Here is a 24,432-nt window from a genome sequence, read left to right on the forward strand (position 1 = left end):
CCGGGCCGGCTGGCACCCTCAGATCCCCGCGGCGTGCTCCAGCTCCACCAGCGCCGCTTCGAGACCGTCGGCCATCTCGTCGATATCCGCCGCGACCTCCGGGGTAGTGACGAACCCAAAATCCATGTGCTCCATATAAGAGAAACAGGTGATGTTGAGGGCTACGTCCATGACGGGCGGACCCAGCGGGATCATCGACTCCAACTTGGCGCCCGCCATGTAGAGCGGGAAAGAGGGACCCGGGACATTCGAGAGCACCAGGTTGATGGGGGCCAGATTCCGCGACAGCCCACTGGCGGTGTACGCCCGCGCCGCCAATTGCAGCAGCCCCGGCGGTGTCGTATCGGTCAACCCCATGATCTGGTGTGCCGACATCGCGCGCGCCATGTCCTTGGCGCCCTGCGTTCCCTCATAGATAGCCCTGATCCGATCGGCAGGGTCGTCGATATCCGTCGCCAGTGAGACCGTCATCGAGCTGATCTGATTGCCCACCTCGCCGTCGGTCTCCTCGGTGCGCACCGATACCGGAATCTGCACGATCAGCGGTTTGTCCGGCAGTTCGTCGCGCTTGGCCAGATAGTCCCGGACGGCCCCGGACACGATGGCCAGCACCACGTCGTTGACCTTGACGCCAAAGGCGTCCTTGAGTGCCTTGACCCGCGCCAGCTCAAGACGCGCCCCGGATATCCGGCGGTGCGGCGACACCGGCGCATTGAATCGGGTGTGCGGGGCCTCGAAGTAGCCCGGCGATTTCCGCTCCATACCGAACACCGCCAGCTGCTGGCGAACCGTCTGTTGCACCAGCCGAACCACCCGATAGGGCGTTTTGACGCCCAGGTTGACCAATGCGCTCAACAAGATGCGCTCACGGCTGGGCAACCCGAGGCCCACCAGCGACCCCACCGTGTCGTCCGGCGCCGGCCGTGGCTCGGGGGCGATATCGAACAAAATCTCGCCCAGGCCCGCGCCCGAAACGCCGTCGACGATGGCGTGATGCATCTTGGTCAGCGTGGCGACACGTCCGCCCTCGACGCCCTCGATGACCCACAGCTCCCACAACGGGCGCGATCGGTCGAGCTTGTACGACATCAGCCGGCCGGCCAGTTCCTCCAGTTCCTTGCGACCGCCGGGTGCGGGAACACCGATGCGGCGAATGTGAAAGTCGGGATCCAGTTCCTCGTCCTCGACGAACCACGGCCGGTCCAATCCCAGCGGGACGTCGGTGACTCGCCAGCGCAGCTGCGGCATCGACGGAAGCCTCTCCACGATGAGGCCGCGAACCCGCTCAAAGCTGTAGTCAGGTGCATCGGTGGGGTCATAGATCGACAGTCCCCCGATATGCATATGCCAACCCGCCGTTTCGGCGTGCCAGAACGCCGCATCTACCCCAGACAGCCGCTGCATGGCCGAAACATTAGTGCCGCCAACGGTCCCTTCTGCCGGAATGGCAGGACTTGTCGGGGGCCGGGTAGAGCCGACATCCGCTGATGGGTTGCCGGTGCTACCTTGATCCCAGTGAGCAACACCGGTAACAGTGACGTCTGGCTGGTCATCCCCGCCTATAACGAGGGGCCAGTCATCGCCGACGTCATCGCAGCGGCGCTCGGCACGTTCCCCAACATCGTCTGTGTGGACGACGGCAGCGCGGACCGCACGGCCGCGCTGGCGCACGGTGCCGGGGCGCATCTAGTCCGGCATCCGGTCAATCTGGGGCAGGGTGCCGCGATACAAACCGGTGTCGAATACGCGCGCGCGCAGCCCGGTGCTCAGATCTTCGTCACCTTCGACGCCGACGGCCAGCATCAGGTCAAGGACGTGGTGGCCATGGTGGACAGGCTGCGACTCGAACCGCTCGACATCATCGTCGGCACCCGTTTCGGTGCGGGGTCCGCACCCAGCCATGTTCCCCTGATCAAGCGCATCGTACTGAAAACCGTTGTGCTGCTGAGTCCCCGCACCCGCCGCCTCAACCTGACCGACGCTCACAACGGGCTGCGTGTGTTCAACCGCACCGTCGCCACCGGTCTCAACATCACGATGAACGGCATGGGCCACGCCAGCGAGTTCATCGCGATGATCGCCGAAAACCATTGGCGGGTAGCCGAACAGCCCGTCGACATCCTGTACACCGAGTACTCGATGGCCAAAGGCCAGTCACTGATCAACGGAGTCAACATCATGTTCGACACCGCGTTCCGCCGGAGGTTGCCGTGATCACCTGGATACAGCCGCTGCTGATCGTCGCGGTTTTGCTATTGCTGGTGTATCTGCTGCGTTCACGCAGCACCGCGCAGGCCAAGGCATGGGTGAAGCTCGGGTTCGTCCTCTTCGTGGTCGCGGGTATCTACGCCATCCTGCGTCCCAATGACACCACCACACTGGCGCATTGGCTCGGCCTGGGCCGAGGCACCGACCTCATGCTCTACGCGCTGATCATCGCGTTCGCGTTCACGACGCTCAGCACCTACCTGCGTTTCAAGGATTTGGAACTGCGGTATTCACGGCTCGCGCGAGCCGTCGCGCTACGCGGCGCCGAGCCCCCGGAAGAAGTCGACAGTCCGGCCGATTCCGTCCGTTAGCGCCACCTTCGGCTCCCACCCCAGCACGCTCTTGGCCAGGCCGACGTCCAGGCAGGACTGTCGCAGATCGCCCAGTCGCGGAGGGTGGAACTCAGGATTGTCCGACGCGCCAGCTGCCGCAGCCACCAGCGAATGCAGTTGCCGATCACTGGTTTCCACACCGGTGCCGACGTTGAAACGTTGTCCGCCGCCGTTAGGACCGGAGGCGCGAACAAAGGCCTCCACCACATCGTCGACGAAGACGTAGTCACGGGTGTTGCCGCCGTCACCGAACACCTTGGTGGAACGACCAGACAGCAGCGCCTGCGCGAAAATGGCGACAACACCCGCTTCGCCATGCGGGTCCTGGCGTGGCCCATACACATTGGCTGGTGCGATATGCGAGCACTCCAGTCCGTACAGATGCCGGAAGGTGTTGAGATAGATCTCTCCGGCCACCTTGCCCGCCGCGTACGGCGAATGCGGATCGGTGGGAACGGACTCGTTCGTGGGGATCTGCTCTGGAGTGCCGTAGATCGATCCGCCCGAGGAGGTGTGCACGATCTTGCGCACGCCAGCCTTACGCGCGGCCTCAGCCAGCCGCACGGTGCCGACTACGTTGACCGAGGAATCAAACTGCGGGTCGGCCACCGAGTGCCGCACATCGATCTGCGCGGCCAGATGGAAGATCACCTCGGGCGAGAATTCGGCCACGACGGCGTTCAGATCCGCCTCGACAATGTCGTCCTTGACGAAGGTGAAGGCGGATTGCGCCTCGGCAGCCTCCAGATTCGTCACCTTGCCGGTAGCCAGATTATCCAGACCCGTTACCTCGTGCCCGTCCGCCAACAGCCGATCCACCAGCGTTGATCCGATAAATCCTGCGGCTCCGGTAACCATTGCCCGCACGTGGCGACTCCCTCTTTATTCGCATAGCTCACGGCATTCGGCCCCACCCTACCGACCGTGCCTGATGTTCTTCGCGCGAGCGTTCATCGCTAGTCTCGGGCCCTGATGCCTTTCGCCAGAACCAACCGCGTTGCCGTGGCCGCCGCGGCTCTCCTCGTGGTGCACCTTGTGGTTCGCGGCGTGCTGGCGTTCGGGGGCGACTTCTACTGGGACGACCTGATCTTGGTTGGCCGCGCGGGCACACAGGGCTTGTTCGCCCCGTCGTACCTGTTCGATGACCACGATGGGCATGTCATGCCCGCGGCCTTCTTGCTGGCGGGCATCATCACCAAACTCGCACCATTGAATTGGTTCTGGCCCGCGCTGAGCCTGGTGATTCTGCAGGCATTGGCATCCCTGGCATTGCTGCGGGCACTGTGGGTGATTCTGGGCTGGCGACCAGTGCTGCTCGTGCCGCTCACGTTCGCACTGTTCACGCCGCTGGCGATACCCGGCTTTACCTGGTGGGCCGCGGCGCTGAACTCCCTGCCGATGCTGACCGCGATGTGTTGGTTCGTGGCCGACGCGGTGCTGCTGGATCGCACCGGAAACCGCCGGTACGCCGTGACGGCTATGGCCGCCTTCCTCGGCGGGCTGTTGTTCTTCGAGAAATCGGTGGTCATTCCGTTCGTCGCGTTCGCGGTGGTGGCGCTGTTGGCCTCTCTGCGCGGCGACGGGTGGTCGGCACTGACACGGACCTGGCGACGCGGCGCGACGCTCTGGATTCCGGCCGGGGCGCTCACCGTGGCGTGGATCGCCCTGTACCTGGTGGTGGTGGACCAGAAACGGTGGAGCACCGACCTGTCGATGACGTGGTCGCTGCTGCAACGCTCCTTCACGCACGGGGTGCTCCCCGGGTTGGTGGGTGGCCCGTGGCGCTGGGACCGCTGGGTGCCCAGCTCACCGTGGGCCGAACCGTCCTCGTTGGTGATTTGGCTGGGAGCGCTCGCGCTGGGTGCGACGGTCGTACTGACGTGTTCCCGGAAACAGCGACTCGCACCGGTCTGGCTGACACTGCTGGGTTACCTGGCCGCCAGCGAGGTACCGATCTATCTCATGCGCTCATCGGCGTTCACGGCGCTGCTGCTTGCACAAACCTTGCGATACCTGCCGGATTTGGTGGTGGTCGCGACGCTGCTGGCCGCGGTGGGGCTCACCGCCCCGAACCGACCGGGCAGCGCCTACCTGGACAACTCTGTCCGACGCACCGCGATAGTCGCGTTCGCATTGGCATTGTTCGTGGGAAGCAGCTTGGTCTCGACGGCCACCTATCTGCCCACCTGGCGAAACAATCCCGCCTCGCCCTACATCGCTACCGTGAAGGAATCCTTGGCAGCGATCGCGGATGGGCCCGCGGTGCTTGACCAGGAAGTCGACCCACTGGTGCTTCAGAATGTGGTGCGGCCGGAGAACCTGTTAAGCCATATGTTCGCGCTGGTCCGCCCACGGCCAGAGATCGGTTCCACCACAACGCAGTTACGTATGCTTGACCGCTACGGCCATCTGCTGGAAGCCCAGGTGACGTGGGTGCGCGCGCTGACCGAGGGGCCGGTCCCGGGATGCGGTTACCTGGTGCAGTCCATCCAGACCATGCCACTGACCGGGCCGCTGCTTCCCGCGGACTGGATCGTCGAGCTGAACTACCTCGCCAACACCGAGGGCGCGGCGTGGGCATCGTTCACTAATGGGCCCAGGGTCAAGGTTCCGGTTCGCCCCGGGCTCAACCGAGTGTTCATCAGACTCCCAGGTTCAGGGAATTCGCTTACCCTGCAGCCGATTACCCAGTCGCTGTCGCTGTGCGTCGCCGTCGGGCCGGTGGGAGCGCTCGCGCCCCGGTAGATTGGGCGCCATGCTCGGAGAACTGGCTTTCACCTGGACGGGACGACTTTCTGCCCCTTTCCTTGAAAAGCTGCTCGACCTGCCCGAACCCGTCACCGCCGACGTGCAGGCACGTCGGGGCATCAAGGTAACGATGCCCGACGGCGTCAAGCTCGCTACCGACCACTTCCGGCCGCCCGGGCAAGATCCGCTACCCGCCGTCATCTTCCGCACGCCGTACGGCAGGCACGGTGCGATCAGCCAGATGTGGGCAACGCTGTTGGCACGTCAGGGATTTCAGGTTGTCCTGCAGGACACGCGTGGCCAGTTCGGTTCCGAGGGAAAGTTCGACGCCTTCCGCCAGGAGCGCGCGGACGGCTTGGCCACGGCAGCCTGGGTCCGGGAGCAGCCCTGGTGCGACGGCACACTCGCGACGGCCGGTCCGTCGTATCTCGGGCACACCCAGTGGGCGGTGGCGCCTTACCTCGAGCCACCCTTGGCGGCCATGTGCCCGGCGATCACCACCAGTAATTTCACCGAGCTCTTCTACCCGAGCGGGGCCTTCAATCTGCACAACTTGCTGAGCTGGTCGGCCTCGATCGGCACGCACGACGGCTCACAGATCAAGCGCCTGCTCCGGACGCGCGCCCTTGAGAAGCAGGTACGCCGCGCCATGGATCACCTGCCCCTGGGCAACGCCGACAACGTCGCCATCGGCAAGCCAGAACCGTTCTGGCGCACCGTGACCGACCATACCGACGATGACTACTGGGACGAGATCGATCACACCCCACGGCTCGCGCAACTCAACACACCGGTGAGCATGGTGACCGGATGGTGGGACCTCCTCCTGGTGGGTCAGCTTCGCGACTACGACGAGTTGCAGAAGGCCGACTGCCCACGGCGGATCACCATTGGCCCATGGGACCACATGAAGTCACTCAAGGCGGTGGTCTCCGACAGCTTCTCGTGGCTGGCCGCTCATCTGCGGGGCGATGTCTCCTCGACACATCGCTCTCCGGTTCGGGTCTACCTGCAGAAGGCCGGCCAATGGCTCGACTTCGATCACTGGCCACCCAAGAAGTCAACCCCCACTCCGCTGTATTTGCAGGCCGATGACGTACTGGATTGGCATGCACCACAGAGCGATAACCCCGCCGACACGTTTACCTACGATCCGGCGGATCCCACTCCGGTTGTGGGTGGGCCACTGCTGGACACGAGATTTTCCGGACAGCGCGACAACTCCGCGACCGAGAAGCGTTCCGATGTACTGGTGTACACCAGCGATCCGCTGACGAGCGACCTGGACCTCATCGGCCCCGTCTCGGCGTCTATCTACGCGACCACGGACAGCGGCCAGGGCGATCTGTTCGTCCGACTCTGCGATGTTGACCGAAAGGGAGTATCCCGCAACGTTTCCGATGGAATCGTACGGTTCAATGGCCCGACGGATTCGCCGGTCGCCGTGACCATGCATCCCACCGGCTACCGTTTCACGCGCGGACACCGGCTACGAGTACAGGTCAGCGGCGGCGCGTTTCCCAACCACGCCCGCAACACCGGTTCCGGTGAACCGCTGGCGACCGCCAGCCGCATCGTCCCGATCCGCTTCGAGATCCACCACGACGAGGAACGTCCCTCTTCCATCACGATTCCCGTGATGGGCACTTCATGATCATGAAACACCTTTGCACCCTTGGGCTTATCGGGATACTTCTCACGGCATGCGGTGGCAATGAGGCTTCAGAGAGTCGGCCAACCCTCATCCACGTCGGCCCCAGCGGCGGCGGGGCTGAAACCAAAGTGGTTACGGCAGAAGAAGGTAAGCCCGGCACTCTCGGACAGCAGGTGCGCGACGGCGACCTCGCGCTTGTCGTCACACGGGTAAACGATGCCGGGACGGTTGGCGACCAGGCGGATCCGGCGCTGCAGGCGACGGCGACCGGCACCTTCGTCGTCGTTCACGTCGAGGTTCTGAACCTCGGGCAGACAACGCACTCCTTCCTCGGGGACGAACAGAAACTCAAGGATGCAACGGGCAGGGAGTACACCCCCGACAGCATGGCAAACATCTTGGCACGCAACGCCGAACAGCTCGAGCCTGGCGCAGAACTCGGGCCCGGCATGCAGAAGCGGTCGGTGCTCGTCTACGACGTCCCGCCCGGCACCGTGCCCAAGGAGATCGACCTACATATCGACTACAAGTCCAAGGGCGCCAAGGTCTTGCTTGGCTAATCGGTGGGCGGGAAGAGCGCGTACGCGATCTGCGAGGCGATCACCCTCGGATCGGCATCATCGCGCGAATCAGCAAGCGCCCCACTGGACCACAGTGAGACAAATCCGTGCACCAAGGACCAGGCCGCACGGGCCGCGGTGACCTTATCGGCCGAAGTCTGCCGGGGTGTCAGTGTCGCGATCCCGGCATCCAAGGCGGCACCGGCACGGACTCGCGCCGCGGTGAGTCGCGCATCGGTGGAATCCAGCAGCGCGGGTTCGAACATCACCGCGTAGTGACCGGGATGGGCCAGGGCGAAGTCCACGTAGGCCAGGGCAGCGGCATGGAAGTCCGGGCGCGCGCCGTCGAGGGCCCCGGCCAGTTTGGTGAATCCGTCGGCGGCCAAGGCGGTGAACAGACCGCGGCGATCGCCGAAATGGTGTGCGGGTGCGGCGTGCGAGACACCCGATTCGCGCGCCAGTTCCCGCAGTGACAGCTCGGTGGCGCCTCGCCGGGCCACCATATCGGCCGCGCTGGCCAGTATCGCCGCTCGCAGATCGCCATGGTGATACGACATCGCACCAGCATAACGCAAATCTTGACAATGACTAGTTTCCCGATATCGTCTATCTAGTCAATGTCAAGATTGGAGATCGTCATGGCACCACTTGTCGCCCTGGTCGTGGGGACCCTGTTGGCGCGCCTGATCGGCGCCCAGGGGTTCACACCCGTCAATTCATGGCCGGCCGCCGTGGCGGTCGGTCTCGCCGCGATGTTCACACTGACCGGCGTCGCGCATTTCGTCCCGAAGATGCGTCAGGCGATGATCGCTATCGTGCCGCCGTGGATTCCGGCCGCCGGGCTCCTCGTGGCGCTGACCGGCGTGCTCGAACTGCTGGGCGCGATCGGCGTGCTGGTTCCCTCGACACGTGTGGTGGCCGCCGGATGCCTGGGAGTGCTGCTGGTGGTGATGTTTCCGGCCAATGTGTATGCCGCGACCCAGCGGTCCAACCCGCTGTCCACTCCCCTGGGCTGGCGCACCGCTGAACAGCTGCTATTTCTCGCAGCGTCCGCGATCGTCGTATGGGGCTAGATCAGGTGCCAGACCAGAACCGCGGCCAGCACTCCCATCCCGTTGAGTGACCAGTGCAACGCAATGGGCGCCAAGAGGCTGCCACTGCGGCGCCGCAACCAGGTGAAGACGAAACCCGCGATCGCGGTGGCGACCACCGCCCCGGCGACACCGGCGATCTGGGCCCACAGGCCCACCCCGAGCAGCCTCGTCAGGCCGACATTGCCGGTCGTCAGACCCAAGGAAGTAGCGATGTGCCAAAAGCCGAACAACAGAGACCCGGTGGCCGCGACTCCCCGGAAGCCCCAGGCCCGAGCCATCGTCCCGTGCAGAACCCCCCGGAAGGCGAGCTCCTCGGGAATCACGGTCTGCAGCGGGATCAGGACGAAAGAGGCCAGTAGCGCGCCCGAAACGGTTGTCGCGTAGCTGCTGTTGAGGAACATCGGTCGGGTCATCGGCAGCAAGAGACCGATGCCGATCACCGCTCCGACGATGACAACCGCGACAGCCGCGTACTTGGCGCCGGAACGCCAGTGATCGCGGCCCAACCCCAACTCGGCCCAGGAGTGGCCCCGGTAGCGGATCAGAGCCAGGAGCCCAATCGCGGCGATCGGGACCACGACGAAGTTGGCCCAGGGCGTGGTGAAGTGCGCGATCAGATTGGTGGCGACGAGAACAGCGACCACGACAGCAATGTCGATGTAGGTGCGCATGTTCCGCAATCCGTGCAGGGGCGCAGCAACAGCCGAGGTCTGAGTAGGCATCCGCCCCAGAGTACCGGCGGTCTCGTTGGCCCAGGTCAGAGTGTGATCCAGTCGTGGCCATCGTCCCGCACCTCGGCGCGGGGCCGACTGTGGCAGTGCCCACAAGGCCGCGTTAACCGGAACACGATCCACCCTCACGTAAGTTCTGGAATCGTGCTCACCCTGTTGCTGGCATTCGCGGGATTCGCCTGTCTGGACGCCCTCAACGTACTTAACATCGGTATTGCCACCACGATCGTCTATGTGACCCGGCTGGAACGCCGATCGGCGTTTCCCGGCGGCCTCAGCTTCGTCACCGGGTTGTTTGTCGCACTGTTCACGTTTGGACTGGCGACCGTGCTCGGCGTGCGCTCGCTGACCGACGTGGCCGGTGGTTCGGATATCACCCCGTCTACCCGGTATTGGGCCCAGCTGGTCATCGGCATTCTGTTGATCGCCTTTGCCTCATTGACCTGGTTCACCGAGCCGGTGACACCGCCGTGGATTCGTACCATTGCGCGCCGCCACCCATGGCTTCTCGCACTCGTTGGGCTTGCGCTGGGCTATGCGGAGGCTCCCACATCTGTTCCGTACCTGAGCGCACTCGCGATGTTGGCCTCACGTCACCCGCTGCCGCCGACGTGGCCGCTGCTGCTGGTCGGCTACGGCTTGGTCGCCATTCTCCCGAGTCTGTTGATTCTCGTACTGTCGACGCGGCGATCTCCACGCGCGCGGCGGGCGCAGCGCGGCCTGGTGCGGACGGTGACGCGATACGGCCCCACTGCGATTCGGGTGATTTTCCTGTCCCTCGGAGTCGTCCTGATTGCCAGTGCGCTGGTGCATCACAGCGCACTGGGGCTCCGCTGAACAGCGGCAGGTTCATACAAAAATCGGCTGACCAGTCGCTGTGCTCAACCCCACGATGAGCACAGCGATTGACCAGCCGAGAGCGATCGACCTTGATTAGCCGAACGAACACTCCGGACATTACTGTCAGTAAATAGTCCTTGTCAATCACTTACCCTTCCGATAAGTTGCATATCGCTCGGACACCCGCAGACCTACGGTGAGCAGCACAGCATGTGCGTGTATCGTTGGGCTGCGAAGTGAAAGTATGTGAGGGGGTGCGGTGCCGGACTTTTCGCAGCGCTTGAGCCATCTGTTTGCCACAGTGCATCCGGCCGGGCGCGGACCTTATTCCCTCAACGAAGTGGTCGCCGCACTTGGCGAGCGCGGCGTCGAGGTGTCTTCGCCGTATCTGTCACTTCTACGCAAGGGCGAGCGGTCCAACCCGGCGCCCGATATCGTCACGGCGCTGGCGGAGTTCTTCCAAGTGAGTCCCGCCTACTTCTATGACGCCGACTACGCCGCATCGGTGAATCGCGATCTGGATTGGCTTGTGCAGCTGCGTGACTCAAAGGTCCGCGAAATCGCACAACGAAGCTACGCGCTCTCCGAGAACAGTCGGCAGGCGATCGCCGATATGGTCGATCACTTGCGCAAAGTCGAGGGCATACCTGACAAGGAAGCCGGAGCCTCCAAGCGTTCCTGACGTTCTCGGTAGGCGTCGGCGATCGCGAGCACCCAGGGCCCGTCACTCACGCCTTCGGGCGGACGCAGCCATTCGCAACTGAATCCCGGAACCGCTTCATCTACAAGCCAATTCGCCACACCCAGAGTCCGTTCGGAGCCGCCCTTTGGCACCAGGGAGTTGGTTACGAGCGGCACCCGGCGCCTCTGCGCTAGTAGCGTGAGACCATCCTGGATATGTGTGACCCATTCGAATACTAAGTCCGACAATCGTATTCGTGTTTCCACCGGCGGAAACAGCCCCGGGAACATACCGCCGAGAGCGTCACGGAGTGGGCGTAGTCGCCGCAATTCCCGCTGCGCCTGAACACGCAGCATCACCGGCGGCCACAGAAAACCCGCGACAATCAGAACCGCGGCGATACAGCCCGGCCACGTCTGCAACCACACTCCGACGGCGCCGCTGATAAAGCCCTCGCCATGGCTCAGCGGGCGCCAGATCCCTCCGCAGAAGCTCGCGACAACCTGGAACATCGACGCGGCCGCCAGCAGTCCCAGACCGACGCCGACGGGAGTTCGATCGGCGTTCCGAGAGCCGACCCACGCGAGCTGAAGGACCACCAACATCATGTACGCGCTGCTCACCGCAACAGCGATGGCCGCTCCGCTATCAGCCCCGGAATACACGATATTTGCGATCGTCAGCGCATCGCCCGCCATCCCGATCAACTCACTGTGACGCACGGCGACAACGACGATCGTGAGAGCGATGACTGCTCCCGCAACAGTGACCCACAGCCCACGGCGAATACGCTCTTGCGACGCGTCGCCCCTGATGCCGATGACGAAAACCTGTAAACACGCCGCGATCGTGATGGCCGGCCACCCGACGACGCTGACGGCGCGTACACCCGGCGGCAGTGCCGCCCACACCCAGTCGGTGTACACCACGAACCAGATCCACACCGACACCCCGAAGGCGGTGACCGCGACGGCAGGGACCGATGTGGGATCACGCACAATCCGCCGGATTCGATACAGCAACACCGGCAGAAAGCAGATGAGCACGGCCACGCGCACAATCTGCATCAGCTCCCACGCCGCGCGGGTAGTCACGGCGCCACCGGCAGATGCCCACGTCGTGCTTCTCGCACACCAAAGGAGTCCGCACGGCCCCGATAGGCATCGGCGATGGCGAGCACCCACGCCTGATCGCTCATGCCCGTTGGCGGACGCAGCCATTCATGGCTGATTCCCAAAACCGATTGACCAGAAATCCAATTTGCCACTTCCTGAACATGATCCACATGATCCACGGGAATCGGCACACTGGTTTCCACCGGTATCCCATGGCTCTGCGATAGCAGGGTGAGGCCGTCTTGTATATGCGCCAGCCACTCAAATACCAAGTCTGACAGCCTTATTTGAGATTCTGTCGGCGGGAAAAGCCCTGGGTACATCTCGATGAAAGCATCATGGAGTGGCCGCAGTCGCCGCAATTCCCGACGCGCCTGAATACGTAGCATCACGGGCGGCCAGGCGAATCCCACCACCATAAGGGCCGCACCGATACATCCGGGCAGGATCTGAAGCAATGGACCATAGCGGCCGCTAATCCCCACGCCTCCGCCTGTCAGCGGGCGCCAGATTCCCGTGAAGGCGATCGCGATCAATTGCAGCACTGCGGCCGTCGCCAGCAGTCCCAGCCCCACGCCGACTGGCGTGCGGTCGGCGTGCCGGAATCCGACCCAGGCGAGCTGGACAAGCACCACTGCCAGGTAGCCGCTGCTCACGACTTCGGCAATCGCCGCACCGCGATCTCCACCATCGAGAAGAGCGTTGGTGAGCGTGAACATGTCATCAGAAGACAGCAGCACACGGCTCTGACTCACCGCTACCGCGACCACAGCCAGGACCAGGCCGGTGACGGCGAAGGTGGCACGCAGCCCCCGTCGAATCCAGACCTGCGAGACATCACCACTGATGCCGATCACGAAAATCTGCAGACAGCCAGCCATCCAGACGGGTGCCCAACCACCGATGCTCACCGCGTGCACGTAGGACGGCATCACCGACCACACCGGCTCGGTGAACATCAACATCCAAAACCACACCCATAACCCAAAGACAGTGGCGGCGATGGCAGGGATCGACGTGGGGTAGCGGACTAGCCGCCAGATCCGGAACAGCAGTACCGGTAGAAATCCGATCAGTACCGCGATGCGCACAGCCTGCAGCGACTCCCAAACCGAGAGAGTCATTACCCCAGCGCGTCGTCGACGTATGGGCTCCAGCTCGGGCGCTCACGCCGGCCGGCCCGCAAGCGGCGCACCAACAATGCCGCGAACCGCTCAGCAGCTAGTTCATCCTGTGGCCAACGATCATCGCTCTGGGTCAATTCATCGGCGCCACAACTGCGTTGCAGCATGCGCGCAACAAGTTCAGGCGGCACCGCTCGGACGTGCTCGGCGGCGAACTCGGCCACCGGCAGACCGCGATGACCTAACACCATATGGCCCAATTCATGTGCGATCGTGCGGTCGCGGCCCACGACTCCATGCCCCACCTGCACGAGGTCCCTGTCGGGGAACGAGATCCACTGGCCGAAAACTCCGGCCGCGAGCGGCGCATCCTCGATGTCCACTACCCGGCCGTTCGCGTGCGCCCAGCTATGCGCGACATCAACCACCGAGCCTTGCCGTCCGGTGGCTGTGGCCAGCACCTGATCCACCGCAGCAACGACCACGCCATGACGGCTGGCACCGCGCCCCGCGAACCACATGAGCATCAATCTAGCGGTCCGACGTTGTGCCCACAGCAGAAGTACCCGGCAGCGGAGTGATTTACGTCAAGTACTGGAGAAGGGCTACGAACGCAAGAAGCGGCTCGCCGAGTTCGAGCAGGTCGATGTGGCGTGGCCGGGGCGGTCTCGAAAGCTATCGAATAATCCGCGTGGAGCTGCCCGGGGGAATCGAACCCCCGACCTATTCATTACAAGTGCACGGTCTGCGGAATAGTAGAGAATCGGATTATGGCCCCTGCTGGCACCCTGGACTGAGCGCGGCGTGACTGCGGAGCTGATGACTGGCTACCGTTCGGTGCACCGGGCGGCGCACTCGCACGGCTGGATCTGGACGGGATGCGCCGGAGGGCTGGTATACCGGCTCCCCGGAACGCGCACCCAGCTCCGGGTGACCTATAGCTGCGACGGGCAGATTCTCTGGGCCGAGGCCACCGCTGGCCGTGATGTTTGCCGGTTCGACGGAGTAGGCAAGCTGGCCGCGATTTTGCAGTTCGTTGCCGATAGTAAGGTACGAATTACACCTGGTGTAGTTCGATAGCCATCAATTGACTTGCGGCACAGACACTTACCAAGGTCAGGTAACCCGGCAAACACCACACCGGCAGCGTTGCGAAACCGGAATGCCATTGACACACAACAGTTATCGAGCGATTTCTTTGCCGGGCAACTGATCACTTACGTTTCCGCTCACAACCCTGGGGGGTTGCTGAGAAACAATGAAAGGGGGGCTCGACGATGAGCCACACAACTCTCGTAAACCTTTGGCAGACATGGCAATACGCGCAGTCACATTCCCAGCGGACCGTGACTGAACGCGTCAGTACTGTGCGCCGCATGTCCCTGTGGTGCAACGTCGCACCAGAGCGGGCCACCATGGAGGACATCGTGACCTGGCTCGCCGAGGGCGGTGACTGGTCGACGCAGACCCGTTGGACTTATCACACCTCGCTGGCCGCATGGTTCCTCTGGCTGCAAAAACAGGGCCACCGGATGGATAACCCCATGCTGCTGATCCCTAAACCGCGACGGCCCCGCAACGTGCCGCGTCCCACCACTCACGATGAGCTTGCCCGCATCCTGGGCGTGCGCATGTGGACCGCGACACGCGCCAAGGTGCTGCTGGCCACGCTGCAGGGCCTTCGCGCACACGAGATCGCCAAGGTTCGCGGCGAGCATTTCGACTTGGTCGCCCGCCAGATGGAAGTCAAGGGCAAGGGCGGCGAGACGAAGGTCCTGCCCCTGCACCCTGATGTCGCCGCGGTCGCGGCCAAGATGCCCACCAAGGGCTACTGGTTCCCTGGCACCAGCGGTGGTCATGTCCATCGCGGGTCGGTCTGCAACACCCTGCGTGCGGTGTTCGACCGCGCGGGCGTGCCCGGCAGTGGTCACAAATTGCGCCACTGGTACGGCTCATCTCTTCTCGAAGCGGGCGTGGACCTGCGCACTACTCAAGAGCTGATGCGTCACGCCAGCATCCAATCCACCCAGATCTACACCAAGGTCAACGACAAAATGCGCGCCGACGGCATCTCTCGCCTTGCCTTGCCGGGCATCGCCCAACAAGACACCGGAGCCGCATAACAAGGCTCACCCACCTAACCGCAGAACGCCCCGAGTAGTCGCCTCGGGGCGTTCTGTCATCTGGTACACACAATCACATGGCTCGCCGCTCCCCTTGGATGAACGAACGCGCCCAGTTCCTCGTCCGCTACCTCGCCGAGCAGCATGGCTTGAACATCACCGAGGACGTAGCGCGGGAAGACATTTCCCAGCAGGTCGACTTCACTGCCGAGCGGATGCGGATCGGCCGGCAAGCGGCGAAGTACTACGTGACCGAAGATCTCGTGAGCAAGCTCGGTGACCACATCGCCGAGGCAGTACGCGAGGCCCAGGCACAAGATCCACGCCGGGGCCTGCGAGTTGTCCGGGCAGACGACGCGTCATAGCGATCACAGCAAGCGGTGGGCTGCGGTGTAGTTGAGCAATTCGATGAGTGCGGTCAGGCCGGTGGTGTCTGCGGTGCCGGTGGCGTGCTGGTTGGCCAGCGTGCCGGTGAGGTAGTCGGTGATCAGCGGGGCCAGCCGGGGTAACGGGGCGGGGTTGATCGCGGCGAGTCGACGCCGCAGGGCGTCAGTGTGTAGCCGGTGGCTGGTGGCCAGCAAGTTGGCCAGCTCGGGGTTATCGAGGGCCAGGGGCAGCAGCGCCGTGTGAGCGCGGGCCAGTGTCCCGCCATGGCTGGTGTCGCTGGCCGCGTCGGTCAGATAGGCCTTGAGCATCCGTGTCAGGTGGCCGGCGCTGGCGGGTGCGTGTTGTTCGAGTAGTTCGTCGAAGGCGCGGCGGCGTTGGCGTTCAGTGTGGGTCGCCGCGCCGATCAGCAGGGCCGCGCGCGTGCGGAAGTAGTTACTGGTCGTGCCCGAGGGGACACCGGCGGCGGTATCGACGGTGCGGTAGGTCAGAGCCCGATCCCCACCCAGTGCCAGCATGCGCACGGCGGCGTCAAGCACCTGGGGGCGGCGCACCCCCATGGAGGGCCCCCTGCTTCGCGTACGCCTAGCGGGCGCGGACTCGGTAGTTGTCATAGTTGTTGCCCAGCCTAGAGGCGGCCAGGTCAGAGAGTCCGTCAGGTTTAGCGGCGATTGGGCTGTTTGGCTAGACAGCAACCACATTGCCCACTACATTTGTCGTAATCTTTGAGTGAACTGAGTCACTCGATTCGAAGATTTTCCGAGCGGGGGGTGTGCGGATGGCTGGTCCTTCGGGTTCTGATGGGGTGTTGCGGATCGATGCCCCTGCCCTGTCCAGCGCGTTTGGGTTGCTCGCCGGGGTAGCGCAGCGGCTTGGTGGCGGGGTGCGCAGCGCTGATGGGCGGGTGCGTTCGGTGCTAGGGCATGGTTGGTCTGGAGGTGCGGCGTCCTCGTTTTCCCCGATCTGGGATAGCTGGCATGAAGAGGCTGCCGGTTCTGCGAAGTTGTTGACGAACACCACGGAGCGGGCGCGCGGTAGCGCAAACCAACTGCATGAGGCCAGCGAGCGCCTGTAGTGACGCGGTTTCGGGTTGATCCGGCCGCGATGGCCGATATGGCCGAGGCGGTCGCGGCGCTACGGACCCTGATCAGCGAATCTGTCGAGCAGGGCCGCGACGGGCAACACAAGATGGCAGCGGCGTGGGACGGTGACACCGCCGTCAGCGCCGATGAAGCAACAGGTAAGTGGGTGGGCTCAACCGGCGAGCTGGGTGAGATGGTCGGCAAGATCGTCGACTACCTGCACGGTGCGCGTGAAGGCTATGTGCAGGCCACCAAAAGCAACGCCGACATGTGGTCAGCGGGGGGCGGCACGCAGCTCGACGTGGACCCGCCGCAGCTGGCCGCCTCCGGTAAAGCCGTTGAGGCCGCTGCTGATGCGTTGCGGGCTGCCGCGCAAGCACTTTCGGGCGGCACCTTGAGTTTTAATGCGGGCCAAGATGATGCCGGGTCAAATTTCGGCGAAGAGTACGTCTCGCGCGCTCAGCAGCTTGTGGCGGGCGTGTTTCAGGCATTAGGGGCTGCCCGCTCGGTCGGGTTCGGGATTGGGGTGTCGGCAGCCAACTATGCGCTCGCTGATGCGGCCGCCACGATTCCGCAAGCTAGTCCGTCGGTGGGGATGCCGACGAAATCGCATGAGCCGAAAATGTCGGTGACGATCAGTCCTGCCAATGGGGGCGGGGTGATGGCCCCAGCGTTGTACTCGGTGGTGGAGTTTTTCGTCGGCGACGTGTGGCCCAACGGCGACCCCTCCGGTGCCAGGGCGGTGGCCGCGCCGTGGAAAGCGTTGTGGCAGGCCCTTCCCAGGGTCGCCGCACAAATACAGGCCGCTAAGGTCGGGGTGGCGGGGCAGACGATGCCCGAAGCCGAGACCATCGGTAAGGCGATCGACAACATCACGTCCTCGTTGACCCAGCTGGCGCAGCTGTCGGGCAAGCTCGCGAGTGAGCTGGAAGGGTTCGCCGACGACGTGCAGCACGCGCAGGATTCGGTGCGGGATTTGTTGCGCCGTTTGTCGCCGTCGAACATGTTGGACACGTTGGGCGACTTTCTGTTTCACGGCGAATCACCGGTCGAGGAGATCAAGGCCGTTGCCCGCGACATCAAGGGCGTTTTGGATAATCACGGCAACCAGGTCGAGGCCCGCAAATCCGACCTGCTGGGTATCGGGGCGCAGATCGATGCGGCCAAAGACGCGATCAAGGGGTGGGTTTCGCGCGAGTTCCCCTCGGCGGCACCGGTGCTCAATGCGCTGATCAGCTTCGATGCCGGTGGTTTGAAGAACCTGACCGGGATGTTCACCGGCCCGCTGGCGATGCTGGCCGGGCTGGACCCGACCACTGACGGTGCGGGGCAAGCCTGGCGCGGGCTGGGCAAAACCGCGTTGACTGCGCTCAATCCTGGTGCGGCGATTATTGATTCGGCCAAGCAGATCGCAGAGTTTGCCCATGACCCTGGTGGGCAGACACAGAAAAGCTTGGACGTTGTCAAGGGATTGGTGGACTGGGAAGACATCAAAAAGGGCGACATCTGGGAGGCGGCCGGATACAACGCCACCACGGTAGCCACGTTCCTGGTACCCGGCGGCGGAGCAGCGCGGGCGACCTCCCTGGGCGTTGACGGCGCCCGTGTTTCAGAAGGTGTGGTCAACGCCGAAATCAAAGCCACAACCGGCCTGGGCCGCGATGCCGCCGCCATCAACCCGGTGGCCGATGTGGCGGCGCAAACCGGCAAGATCAGCGAAAGCTTGGGGAAGCTGCCCGAGGGCATCAAACCCGGTGAACTCAAAATCGGACCCTCCACCGAAGCTCCCCCACCAGCGGCAAGCCTGTCCGAACCCAAACCCGGCCCCATCGAGCACCCTGGCGCCCCGGCCGCTGAAATCAAACCCACCGCTGTCGAACCTAAAACAGAAGCACCGCAACAACAACCATCGGCTGCCCCCGCAGAACACCATCCACCACCGGCACCCGAACGTGCCGAACCCAAACCCGACGACGCCGCCGTAGTCAGTCACAACAGCGGTCCCGCTCACAGCGAAGCACCGGCACATAGCGTGCCCGCCGGGGCAGAACGTCCGGTCCCGGTTGGCGAACGCGTCGGTGAGCCCTCGCAGGTCGCACCGCCCGAGCGCACACCCGCATCCGCCGCCAGCCATCCCACACCACCGGACGGGCCCGGCCCCGGCCCGTCAGAAACCACCACACCCCAATTCGGCGACCACCCGGCCGCACCCGCTGATCACGTACCTGGCGAGCGCCCCGCCGCACCGGGCGAGCACGGCGCGCCGTCTGGTGAACGGCCCCTCGCGCCTGGTGAGCGTCCGATCGAACCCGAAAGCCCGCGCACCCCGGCGCATCCGACCGAATCCCCGCGCACTGTCGACGGCCCGGTGCCGCCCGAACGTGCACCCGCACCGCACAATGCGCTGCCCGAGCACGGCGAACCCGTCCCAGCCCACACCCCGGCGGCCGGCGAGCACACACCCCCGACAACACCCACCGGGCCCACTGCGCCCGCTGGCCCTGCGGCGCCCGCGCACCCGACCTCCCCGACCACGCCGCACGTGCCCAGTACGCCTGCTGCGCATGGAGAGCCAGTCAAATCGTCGACCATCACGCCGTTGCGTGAATCGATCCGCGAACCGCTGACCCCCAACCGGCCGCTACACGAGCCGCCCGCACCGGTGGAGTCCAAACCCTCCCTGGCCAAGACCACACCGGGCGAAGCGACCCCAGCAGCAGCCAGAGCACACGAACCCGCACCCACCGAACGACCAGCGGCCAATGGGCGCCCCGGACCCGAGCGGCCCGCCGAGCCAGCACCAGGGGCGGGGCGCGGACATGATGGCGGCGAACCACCAAAACCACCCGGCGACAACGGCGCTCTACTCGGGGCACACGGCGAACGCCCTGAGTGGGTGCAGAAGGTCTTGGACGGACAGCTGGAGCGGCCCGTCGACCCGGCACAGATGCGTGAGTTGTGGGACCACCTGGGCCCGGCTGAGCGCACCGGTGTGTTCCGCCAAGACCCGATGTTCGGCGACAACGCCCGTTTACCGGTCAAGGTGTGCGATGAGTACGCCCGCGATGCACTCGGTTACTGGCGCGAACGCATGCCCGAAAACGAGGCCTTCCGCAGCATCGAAGAAGCCATCCAAAACCACCCCGACCAACCGCAACGATATTTACTCGGATTTGAGCGTGACGGGCGCTCCATCACCTCGGTCGGCAATCCCGACCTAGCCTCACACACCGGCGTGCTGGTGCCCGGAACAGGCACCAAGGCAACCAAACTCATCCCCGACGGTGACCACCCCGGCTACATGCAAGTCGCCGAACGCTTCAAAGACAGCGCGGACTTCCAGCTGGGCCGGCCAGACACTGCGGTGGTGGATTGGCAGAATTACCGTGCGCCGCAATGGGTTTTGCCAGGCGCAGCGATGAACCGTTTCGCTGAAGCTGGGGCTCCGCGGCTCCGTGATTTCCTTGAACGCCTCGATCACACCAACCAGATGCCCGACGCACACCGCACCGTGATCGGACACTCCTACGGCGCGGTCGTCGTCGGGGAAGCCGCCAAGGGCGCAGGACTAAACGCGCACTCACTGGTGACTCTGGGCGGTGCGGGCATGCACGCACGCACCGTCGAAGAACTCATACTCCAAGGGGTCCACCTAGAACCCGGATCGGCACCGGTATGGGCGCTGATTCACCCCCACGACCCCATCCGGCTTCTCGAAGTGTCCGACCGCACCCCGATCGGACACGGCCGTATGACTCATGAACCAGATTTCGGAGCTCACCCGGAATGGATCGCAGAAAGAAAGGGGCTATGGATCACCAACACCAGACTGTCCGCGCACAGCTCCTATTGGGAATCCGGCAACAGCCTCGAAGTCATCGGCGAAATCATCGCAGGCATCAGGCGCTAGAAACGCGCACACAGCACTAGCATGGGACATGACATGACCGCACCACAGATCCACCCCGACCTCACCGACGAACTCGCGCGCCAGCGCACCATCGAACACATCGTCCACACCCTGCAACAGCTGCCCGACGGCTGGATCGTCGGATTCCAAGCGCCAGGCCGTGGGCCTCGTAGCGCCGGCAGCGGCGCAGTCGGACCCAACGGAGAGTGGAACTTCTATACCGGGTATTGGATCTGGGGTTACGGCGACCTCACCGGCGACGACGTGTTCGACGCATTCGTGAAGCTATGGAACTCCTGGGGCTGGATCGATTCAGTCGGATCGGACATCCCACAAAAGAAGTCCGCTCGTGGACACACGCCCGACGGGTATCAGTTCGATATTCAGCGCGGCGTTCACGGTGGCGTCGGCACCAGTTGGACCTCGCCGTACTTTCCTGCCTCGGGTTCGGCGTACGGCGGTGTGATGCCGTCGATCATCACGAAGGACGGGCCGCAGTCTTACGAACAGCCCCAGCGTGATTGACCAGTCTCCATGGGTTTCGATGAGTTGGCCGGTGATGATCTCGTTGGGTGGTTGGGCAGCTGGGTAGACAAGGTTGCCGGGACGGTCGAGATTCAGCGTCCCCCGGCCACCAGTGTCGGCGCGGTGACGGTGTCTGTGCGCGGCGAGCTGCAACGGCTCGACTTGAGCCCGGAAGCGGCTGGCGTGGAGCCGGAGGCGTTGGGCCGGGCCATTGAGCGGGCGTATGCCAGCGCGTACGTGGAAGCGTTGCGGCAGCTGGACATGGTGTACGCGCGAATAGCTGCCGATGTGTCTGGTGATGCCGTGCTCGCGGGGCGTGTGCGCGAATTGCGGGCACAGTACTCGGATTTGGCGGGGTTGAAGAGACTGATCCGGCCGCCGGCCCCGACGGTGAAGCGTCGCGATGTCGGCGCGGACGACCAAGACTGGGATCCGGCGGCGGACCCTTTGCAGCGCGGGAAGTAACCGCGAGAGGTAGGCCGCAAATGCCGAAATCGCCCCCACCCGGTGAGGGTGGGGGCGGTTCCGTTTAGGCAGAGGGTGAATCAGTGCGGCAAACGCTCGATCAGCTCGCGAATGTGCTCATCGGCCTGGCCTCGCTCGGTGCGCTCGGTGCGCATCTCCTCGCGTAGCCCGCCGATGTCGCGGGCCTGTTGATTCTGTTGCTTCTCAATTCTGTTGATGCCCTTGAGTATCTCGTCGAGGTCGACCCGCATGTTGGTGTCGTGATCGTTTTCGGTCTGTTCGCGAATGGCTCCTGTGTCGTCGGCGATTGCACCAAGAGCCTTGCCCACCTTCTTGCGATGCGCGAATGTCGCGGTACCCCATGCCGCCGCGACCGATGCCACGACAGGGGAAATCAGCACCATCGCCAGTGCGGCGAATTCCTTGGGCGAATCGATATCGCTGACGTTGACCATCTCGGTCAGCAGGCTCACCGGCCGCCGCCTGCCACGAGTTTGAACAGGCTGGACGGCACAACCGCCTTGGTCGCCGACGCGGTCCCGGAGCGTCCAAGCTTGATCGATGCCGCAGAGAACAGCAGCGACACCGCGAGGGTGCCCGCTCCCACGTCGAGGCCACGCTGCCAGTTGATCTCGGTCAGAGCCGCGTTGACCGCCGCGCCGGCCAAGTTGGCGCCGACGATGAATCCACCCGCGAAGGTCTTGATGGCCCGCTCAGCTGTATCGATGGCAGCGTCTTTGAGCCATGGTGGGATGGTGATGTGCATGACGAGTTCCTCTCGGATGGGGTTGTGGATAACCGATTCGGCGAATTCGGCTGTTGGGCTTACGGTGTCTGGAGAGTCCCTGCGCGCTCTCCTCGCGCGGGGGCCCAAGGGTCATCGCCGGAATCCGGCGATCACGTCGTAGGCGACCGCGATGCCGTCCCGGCCGCCGAACTCGGGCTTGGGCAAGTGGTACTCCCCGTGCGCCTGCAGGCCGGGTAGCGCGGCAATAAGGCTGATCAGGCCGGGGATGTTCTGCAGGACTCCAGTGGGCGACAGCAGTCGTCGCAGATCGTCGTCAACCTTGGTATCGCGCGACGATCCGGCCTGACCCATGAGGCTGCCGAGCGTGGGGTTTTGTCCCATTCCCTGCAGCCCGCCGATCATGCCGAGCCCGAGCTGCGCCATCGGGCCGAACCCGCCGAGCAGAGGGCCGATGAACGGCAGCGCCGCGGCGGCCCAGTCGGTGATGATGGGTACGGCGATGCGCAGTACGTGCACAAAGAACGGCAGCTCCAGCTCGGCCTGCACGATGATCGCATAGAACGCCGGGCGGATGTTGTCTGGGGCGATGGCGTAGAAGTCATTCCGGGCGTTGACGTTTCGGACCAAATTCGCAAGCCAGGTCGGCCGTGTCTTGCGGGCAATACCCGTGACCGGCGTCGAGGGGTTTCCGAACTGGACCACGCCGTTGATCCGGTCACGCAGGTGCCGGTACTTGCCGGGAGGCGAAGGCGTCCGCGTCGGGTCGCCGGGATGGATGAAACCGCCATCGCCGAAGAGGACTTCGAGCGCGTCCTCCATCCCATCCGCGCTCTGCGAGTACCCCGAAAACCACAGCTCGAGATCCGGGTCATTGATGTCGGGGTTGTGATCGAGGCAGTATTCCAGCGACTTGAACTGGTCGTAGGTGACCTCGTTGTAGCTGAATTTCGCGTCACCGCCAAGCAATCCGAGGTAGCCGCCCTTCTGGAACGACAGCGGCTGGTGGTTGATCTTGAGCACGTCCTTGCACCACTGGCCGAGGGCGAAGCTTGGACCCACGTTCCAGTCGGCACCCGATCCCGGCGACGAGTACAGCCAGATCTTGCGCCGCGGTGGTAAAGCCACGGCGCCGCCGTAGCCGACCCGGCCTGCGGTCAGCTCGTCGAAGACTCCGGTCTGAGGTAATCCGAGACGCCGCTGCATTTCTCGGGTGAACGCGGAGTCCCCGTTGCCGTAGTAGCCGTCCACCGGGCCCATGAGGTCCGCGTACGCCGAGGCGTACTGCTCGGCCCACCGCTGCCAGTGCGTCACGTCGTCGCCGCGCGCATCCGATGATCCCGGCTTGAGGGGCAGCCGGGCGCTCATCGGAGCACCACCCCGACCTTGCTGCGATCTGCCGTGCCGCACACCTTGTCTCGGATCTGGGCGACGGCCTCGACGAGGGTCTGGCCGCCCAGGCAGTTGAACTGCATGTTGAGCTGGTCGTCCGCGGGCCCCACGATGACGGGCTGTGAGGTGGCGGCGGTTTCGAGCTTGGCGTCCAGGTACCAGAAGTCGCTGAACAGCGGGTCGTTCCAGGCGCGGGCGTTGTCGTAGTAGTCGACTCCCACGCCATTCCGGTTGCCGTGGCTCTCCCAGTCAATACCGCGCACCGACTGCTTGATGTCACCACCGGGGGTGTCGGCGTAGAACAGGGTGCATGCGGTATGGCTGTATTCGCCGCCGCCGCCGTGCTGCAACCCGACGAGCATGATCGGCTGGAAACCGAGCGCCTGAATCCCGCCGGCGGGAAGGCGCTTGAACCCGATGTCGTAGACGATCTGATAGTTCAGCCGGAATGATTCCGTTGAGCCGTAGCGGTTTCCGGACCAATCGGTGCGGCCCATCAGCAGCGCGCCGGTCTGCAAGACAAGCCCTGAGCAGTCGGTGGAGCGTTTCGGGTCGGTGCTGAATGCGCCACCGAATGCGTACGGCAAGCCGCGGCGGGCGTGACAGAAGTTGTCAACCTCACGGGCCTTAAGCTTCGTGATCACCGTGGTCATCGGGT

General features: G+C 64.2%; 26 protein-coding genes. 14 read left to right on the forward strand and 12 right to left on the reverse strand.

Going from position 1 to position 24,432, the window contains the following annotated elements; genetic code table 11:
* Positions 1 to 18 precede the first annotated feature (18 nt).
* Positions 19 to 1,404 carry a WS/DGAT/MGAT family O-acyltransferase gene (locus B4394_RS21145; RefSeq protein WP_078311540.1) on the reverse strand — a complete coding sequence of 462 codons (1,386 nt, stop codon included), beginning with the start codon at positions 1,402 to 1,404 and terminating at the stop codon, positions 19 to 21.
* 111 nt (positions 1,405 to 1,515) lie between these two features.
* Here B4394_RS21145 and ppgS point away from each other — a divergent pair, with 111 nt between their 5' ends.
* Both ppgS and B4394_RS21155 read left to right on the forward strand, forming a co-directional pair.
* On the forward strand, positions 1,516 to 2,214 hold the full coding sequence (gene ppgS / locus B4394_RS21150; RefSeq protein WP_078311541.1) for a polyprenyl-phospho-N-acetylgalactosaminyl synthase PpgS: 699 nt from the start codon (positions 1,516 to 1,518) through the stop codon (positions 2,212 to 2,214).
* Complete coding sequence (locus B4394_RS21155) at positions 2,211 to 2,579, forward strand: DUF2304 domain-containing protein (protein ID WP_078292552.1); 369 nt, start codon at positions 2,211 to 2,213, stop codon at positions 2,577 to 2,579. The genes ppgS and B4394_RS21155 overlap by 4 nt, the downstream gene beginning before the upstream one ends.
* Here B4394_RS21155 and B4394_RS21160 read toward each other — a convergent pair.
* Entirely contained in the window at positions 2,523 to 3,467 is a 945-nt protein-coding gene (locus tag B4394_RS21160) for an NAD-dependent epimerase/dehydratase family protein (protein ID WP_078311542.1), read from the reverse strand. The genes B4394_RS21155 and B4394_RS21160 overlap by 57 nt on opposite strands.
* 105 nt (positions 3,468 to 3,572) lie before the next feature.
* Between B4394_RS21160 and B4394_RS21165 the strand changes: the two genes are divergently transcribed.
* From B4394_RS21165 to B4394_RS21175, 3 genes are read left to right on the forward strand one after another with little or no spacing between them, the layout of a single operon-like run.
* Complete coding sequence (locus tag B4394_RS21165; protein ID WP_078316184.1) at positions 3,573 to 5,345, forward strand: hypothetical protein; 1,773 nt, start codon at positions 3,573 to 3,575, stop codon at positions 5,343 to 5,345.
* Between the two features lie 10 nt (positions 5,346 to 5,355).
* On the forward strand, positions 5,356 to 7,002 hold the full coding sequence (locus tag B4394_RS21170; RefSeq protein WP_078316185.1) for a CocE/NonD family hydrolase: 1,647 nt from the start codon (positions 5,356 to 5,358) through the stop codon (positions 7,000 to 7,002).
* Positions 6,999 to 7,562 carry a DUF4352 domain-containing protein gene (locus B4394_RS21175; RefSeq protein ID WP_078316186.1) on the forward strand — a complete coding sequence of 188 codons (564 nt, stop codon included), beginning with the start codon at positions 6,999 to 7,001 and terminating at the stop codon, positions 7,560 to 7,562. The genes B4394_RS21170 and B4394_RS21175 overlap by 4 nt, the downstream gene beginning before the upstream one ends.
* Here the strand turns inward: B4394_RS21175 and B4394_RS21180 are convergent.
* Positions 7,559 to 8,119 carry a TetR/AcrR family transcriptional regulator gene (locus tag B4394_RS21180; RefSeq protein ID WP_078316187.1) on the reverse strand — a complete coding sequence of 187 codons (561 nt, stop codon included), beginning with the start codon at positions 8,117 to 8,119 and terminating at the stop codon, positions 7,559 to 7,561. The genes B4394_RS21175 and B4394_RS21180 overlap by 4 nt on opposite strands.
* A gap of 81 nt (positions 8,120 to 8,200) precedes the next feature.
* On the opposite strand from B4394_RS21180, the gene B4394_RS21185 reads away from it, so the two are divergent.
* On the forward strand, positions 8,201 to 8,635 hold the full coding sequence (locus B4394_RS21185) for a DoxX family protein (protein ID WP_078316230.1): 435 nt from the start codon (positions 8,201 to 8,203) through the stop codon (positions 8,633 to 8,635).
* On the opposite strand, the gene B4394_RS21190 is transcribed toward B4394_RS21185, so the two are convergent.
* A complete protein-coding gene (locus B4394_RS21190; protein ID WP_078311660.1) occupies positions 8,632 to 9,327 on the reverse strand; it encodes a CPBP family intramembrane glutamic endopeptidase in 696 nt (231 codons plus the stop codon). The genes B4394_RS21185 and B4394_RS21190 overlap by 4 nt on opposite strands.
* A gap of 204 nt (positions 9,328 to 9,531) precedes the next feature.
* On the opposite strand from B4394_RS21190, the gene B4394_RS21195 reads away from it, so the two are divergent.
* Both B4394_RS21195 and B4394_RS21200 read left to right on the forward strand, forming a co-directional pair.
* Positions 9,532 to 10,224, forward strand: a complete 693-nt coding sequence (locus tag B4394_RS21195) for a GAP family protein (RefSeq protein ID WP_078311547.1) — start codon at positions 9,532 to 9,534, stop codon at positions 10,222 to 10,224.
* 262 nt (positions 10,225 to 10,486) lie between these two features.
* A complete protein-coding gene (locus B4394_RS21200) occupies positions 10,487 to 10,909 on the forward strand; it encodes a helix-turn-helix transcriptional regulator (protein ID WP_078311548.1) in 423 nt (140 codons plus the stop codon).
* On the opposite strand, the gene B4394_RS21205 is transcribed toward B4394_RS21200, so the two are convergent.
* Genes B4394_RS21205 through B4394_RS21215 form a run of 3 tightly spaced genes read right to left on the reverse strand, consistent with a single transcriptional unit; the run spans position 10,849 to position 13,669 of the window.
* Positions 10,849 to 12,003, reverse strand: a complete 1,155-nt coding sequence (locus B4394_RS21205; protein WP_286142208.1) for a hypothetical protein — start codon at positions 12,001 to 12,003, stop codon at positions 10,849 to 10,851. The genes B4394_RS21200 and B4394_RS21205 overlap by 61 nt on opposite strands.
* The gene (locus tag B4394_RS21210) at positions 12,000 to 13,148 is read right to left on the reverse strand and encodes a hypothetical protein (protein WP_078316188.1); all 1,149 of its coding nucleotides are present in this window, start codon (positions 13,146 to 13,148) and stop codon (positions 12,000 to 12,002) included. Before B4394_RS21210 ends, B4394_RS21205 begins: the two co-directional genes overlap by 4 nt.
* Positions 13,148 to 13,669 (reverse strand): hypothetical protein, encoded by a 522-nt coding sequence (locus B4394_RS21215; protein ID WP_078311662.1) that lies wholly within the window; start codon positions 13,667 to 13,669, stop codon positions 13,148 to 13,150. The genes B4394_RS21210 and B4394_RS21215 overlap by 1 nt, the downstream gene beginning before the upstream one ends.
* 855 nt (positions 13,670 to 14,524) lie before the next feature.
* On the opposite strand from B4394_RS21215, the gene B4394_RS21220 reads away from it, so the two are divergent.
* Together B4394_RS21220 and B4394_RS21225 are read left to right on the forward strand one after the other, a co-directional pair.
* A complete protein-coding gene (locus B4394_RS21220) occupies positions 14,525 to 15,271 on the forward strand; it encodes a tyrosine-type recombinase/integrase (RefSeq protein WP_078316189.1) in 747 nt (248 codons plus the stop codon).
* A 98-nt stretch (positions 15,272 to 15,369) separates the two neighbouring features.
* Positions 15,370 to 15,636 carry a hypothetical protein gene (locus B4394_RS21225; protein ID WP_078316190.1) on the forward strand — a complete coding sequence of 89 codons (267 nt, stop codon included), beginning with the start codon at positions 15,370 to 15,372 and terminating at the stop codon, positions 15,634 to 15,636.
* A 3-nt stretch (positions 15,637 to 15,639) separates the two neighbouring features.
* Here the strand turns inward: B4394_RS21225 and B4394_RS25965 are convergent, their stop codons facing one another.
* Positions 15,640 to 16,215, reverse strand: coding sequence for a TetR family transcriptional regulator (locus tag B4394_RS25965; RefSeq protein WP_078316191.1), 576 nt, complete (start codon positions 16,213 to 16,215; stop codon positions 15,640 to 15,642).
* A 218-nt stretch (positions 16,216 to 16,433) separates the two neighbouring features.
* Between B4394_RS25965 and B4394_RS21235 the strand changes: the two genes are divergently transcribed.
* The 4 genes from B4394_RS21235 to B4394_RS21250 are packed head-to-tail and all read left to right on the forward strand — an operon-like array spanning position 16,434 to position 21,637.
* Positions 16,434 to 16,730: a WXG100 family type VII secretion target gene (locus B4394_RS21235; RefSeq protein WP_078316192.1), complete on the forward strand. Its 297-nt coding sequence runs from the start codon at positions 16,434 to 16,436 to the stop codon at positions 16,728 to 16,730.
* A complete protein-coding gene (locus B4394_RS21240) occupies positions 16,730 to 20,647 on the forward strand; it encodes an alpha/beta hydrolase (RefSeq protein ID WP_286142210.1) in 3,918 nt (1,305 codons plus the stop codon). The genes B4394_RS21235 and B4394_RS21240 overlap by 1 nt, the downstream gene beginning before the upstream one ends.
* 33 nt (positions 20,648 to 20,680) lie before the next feature.
* Entirely contained in the window at positions 20,681 to 21,172 is a 492-nt protein-coding gene (locus B4394_RS21245) for a hypothetical protein (RefSeq protein WP_286142212.1), read from the forward strand.
* A gap of 9 nt (positions 21,173 to 21,181) precedes the next feature.
* Complete coding sequence (locus B4394_RS21250) at positions 21,182 to 21,637, forward strand: hypothetical protein (RefSeq protein WP_078316194.1); 456 nt, start codon at positions 21,182 to 21,184, stop codon at positions 21,635 to 21,637.
* An 80-nt stretch (positions 21,638 to 21,717) separates the two neighbouring features.
* Here the strand turns inward: B4394_RS21250 and B4394_RS21255 are convergent, their stop codons facing one another.
* From B4394_RS21255 to B4394_RS21270, 4 genes are all read right to left on the reverse strand, one after another.
* Positions 21,718 to 22,110 carry a DUF2746 domain-containing protein gene (locus tag B4394_RS21255; protein ID WP_078316195.1) on the reverse strand — a complete coding sequence of 131 codons (393 nt, stop codon included), beginning with the start codon at positions 22,108 to 22,110 and terminating at the stop codon, positions 21,718 to 21,720.
* A complete protein-coding gene (locus B4394_RS21260) occupies positions 22,107 to 22,403 on the reverse strand; it encodes a holin (RefSeq protein WP_078316196.1) in 297 nt (98 codons plus the stop codon). The genes B4394_RS21255 and B4394_RS21260 overlap by 4 nt, the downstream gene beginning before the upstream one ends.
* Positions 22,404 to 22,514: 111 nt before the next feature.
* On the reverse strand, positions 22,515 to 23,750 hold the full coding sequence (locus B4394_RS21265) for a peptidoglycan-binding domain-containing protein (RefSeq protein WP_078316197.1): 1,236 nt from the start codon (positions 23,748 to 23,750) through the stop codon (positions 22,515 to 22,517).
* Positions 23,747 to 24,427, reverse strand: a complete 681-nt coding sequence (locus B4394_RS21270; protein WP_078316198.1) for a hypothetical protein — start codon at positions 24,425 to 24,427, stop codon at positions 23,747 to 23,749. The genes B4394_RS21265 and B4394_RS21270 overlap by 4 nt, the downstream gene beginning before the upstream one ends.
* Between the last annotated feature and the right edge of the window lie 5 nt (positions 24,428 to 24,432).

Origin of the sequence: Mycobacterium sp. D16Q16, from assembly GCF_002013745.1 — a bacterium.
Lineage (GTDB): Bacteria > Actinomycetota > Actinomycetes > Mycobacteriales > Mycobacteriaceae > Mycobacterium.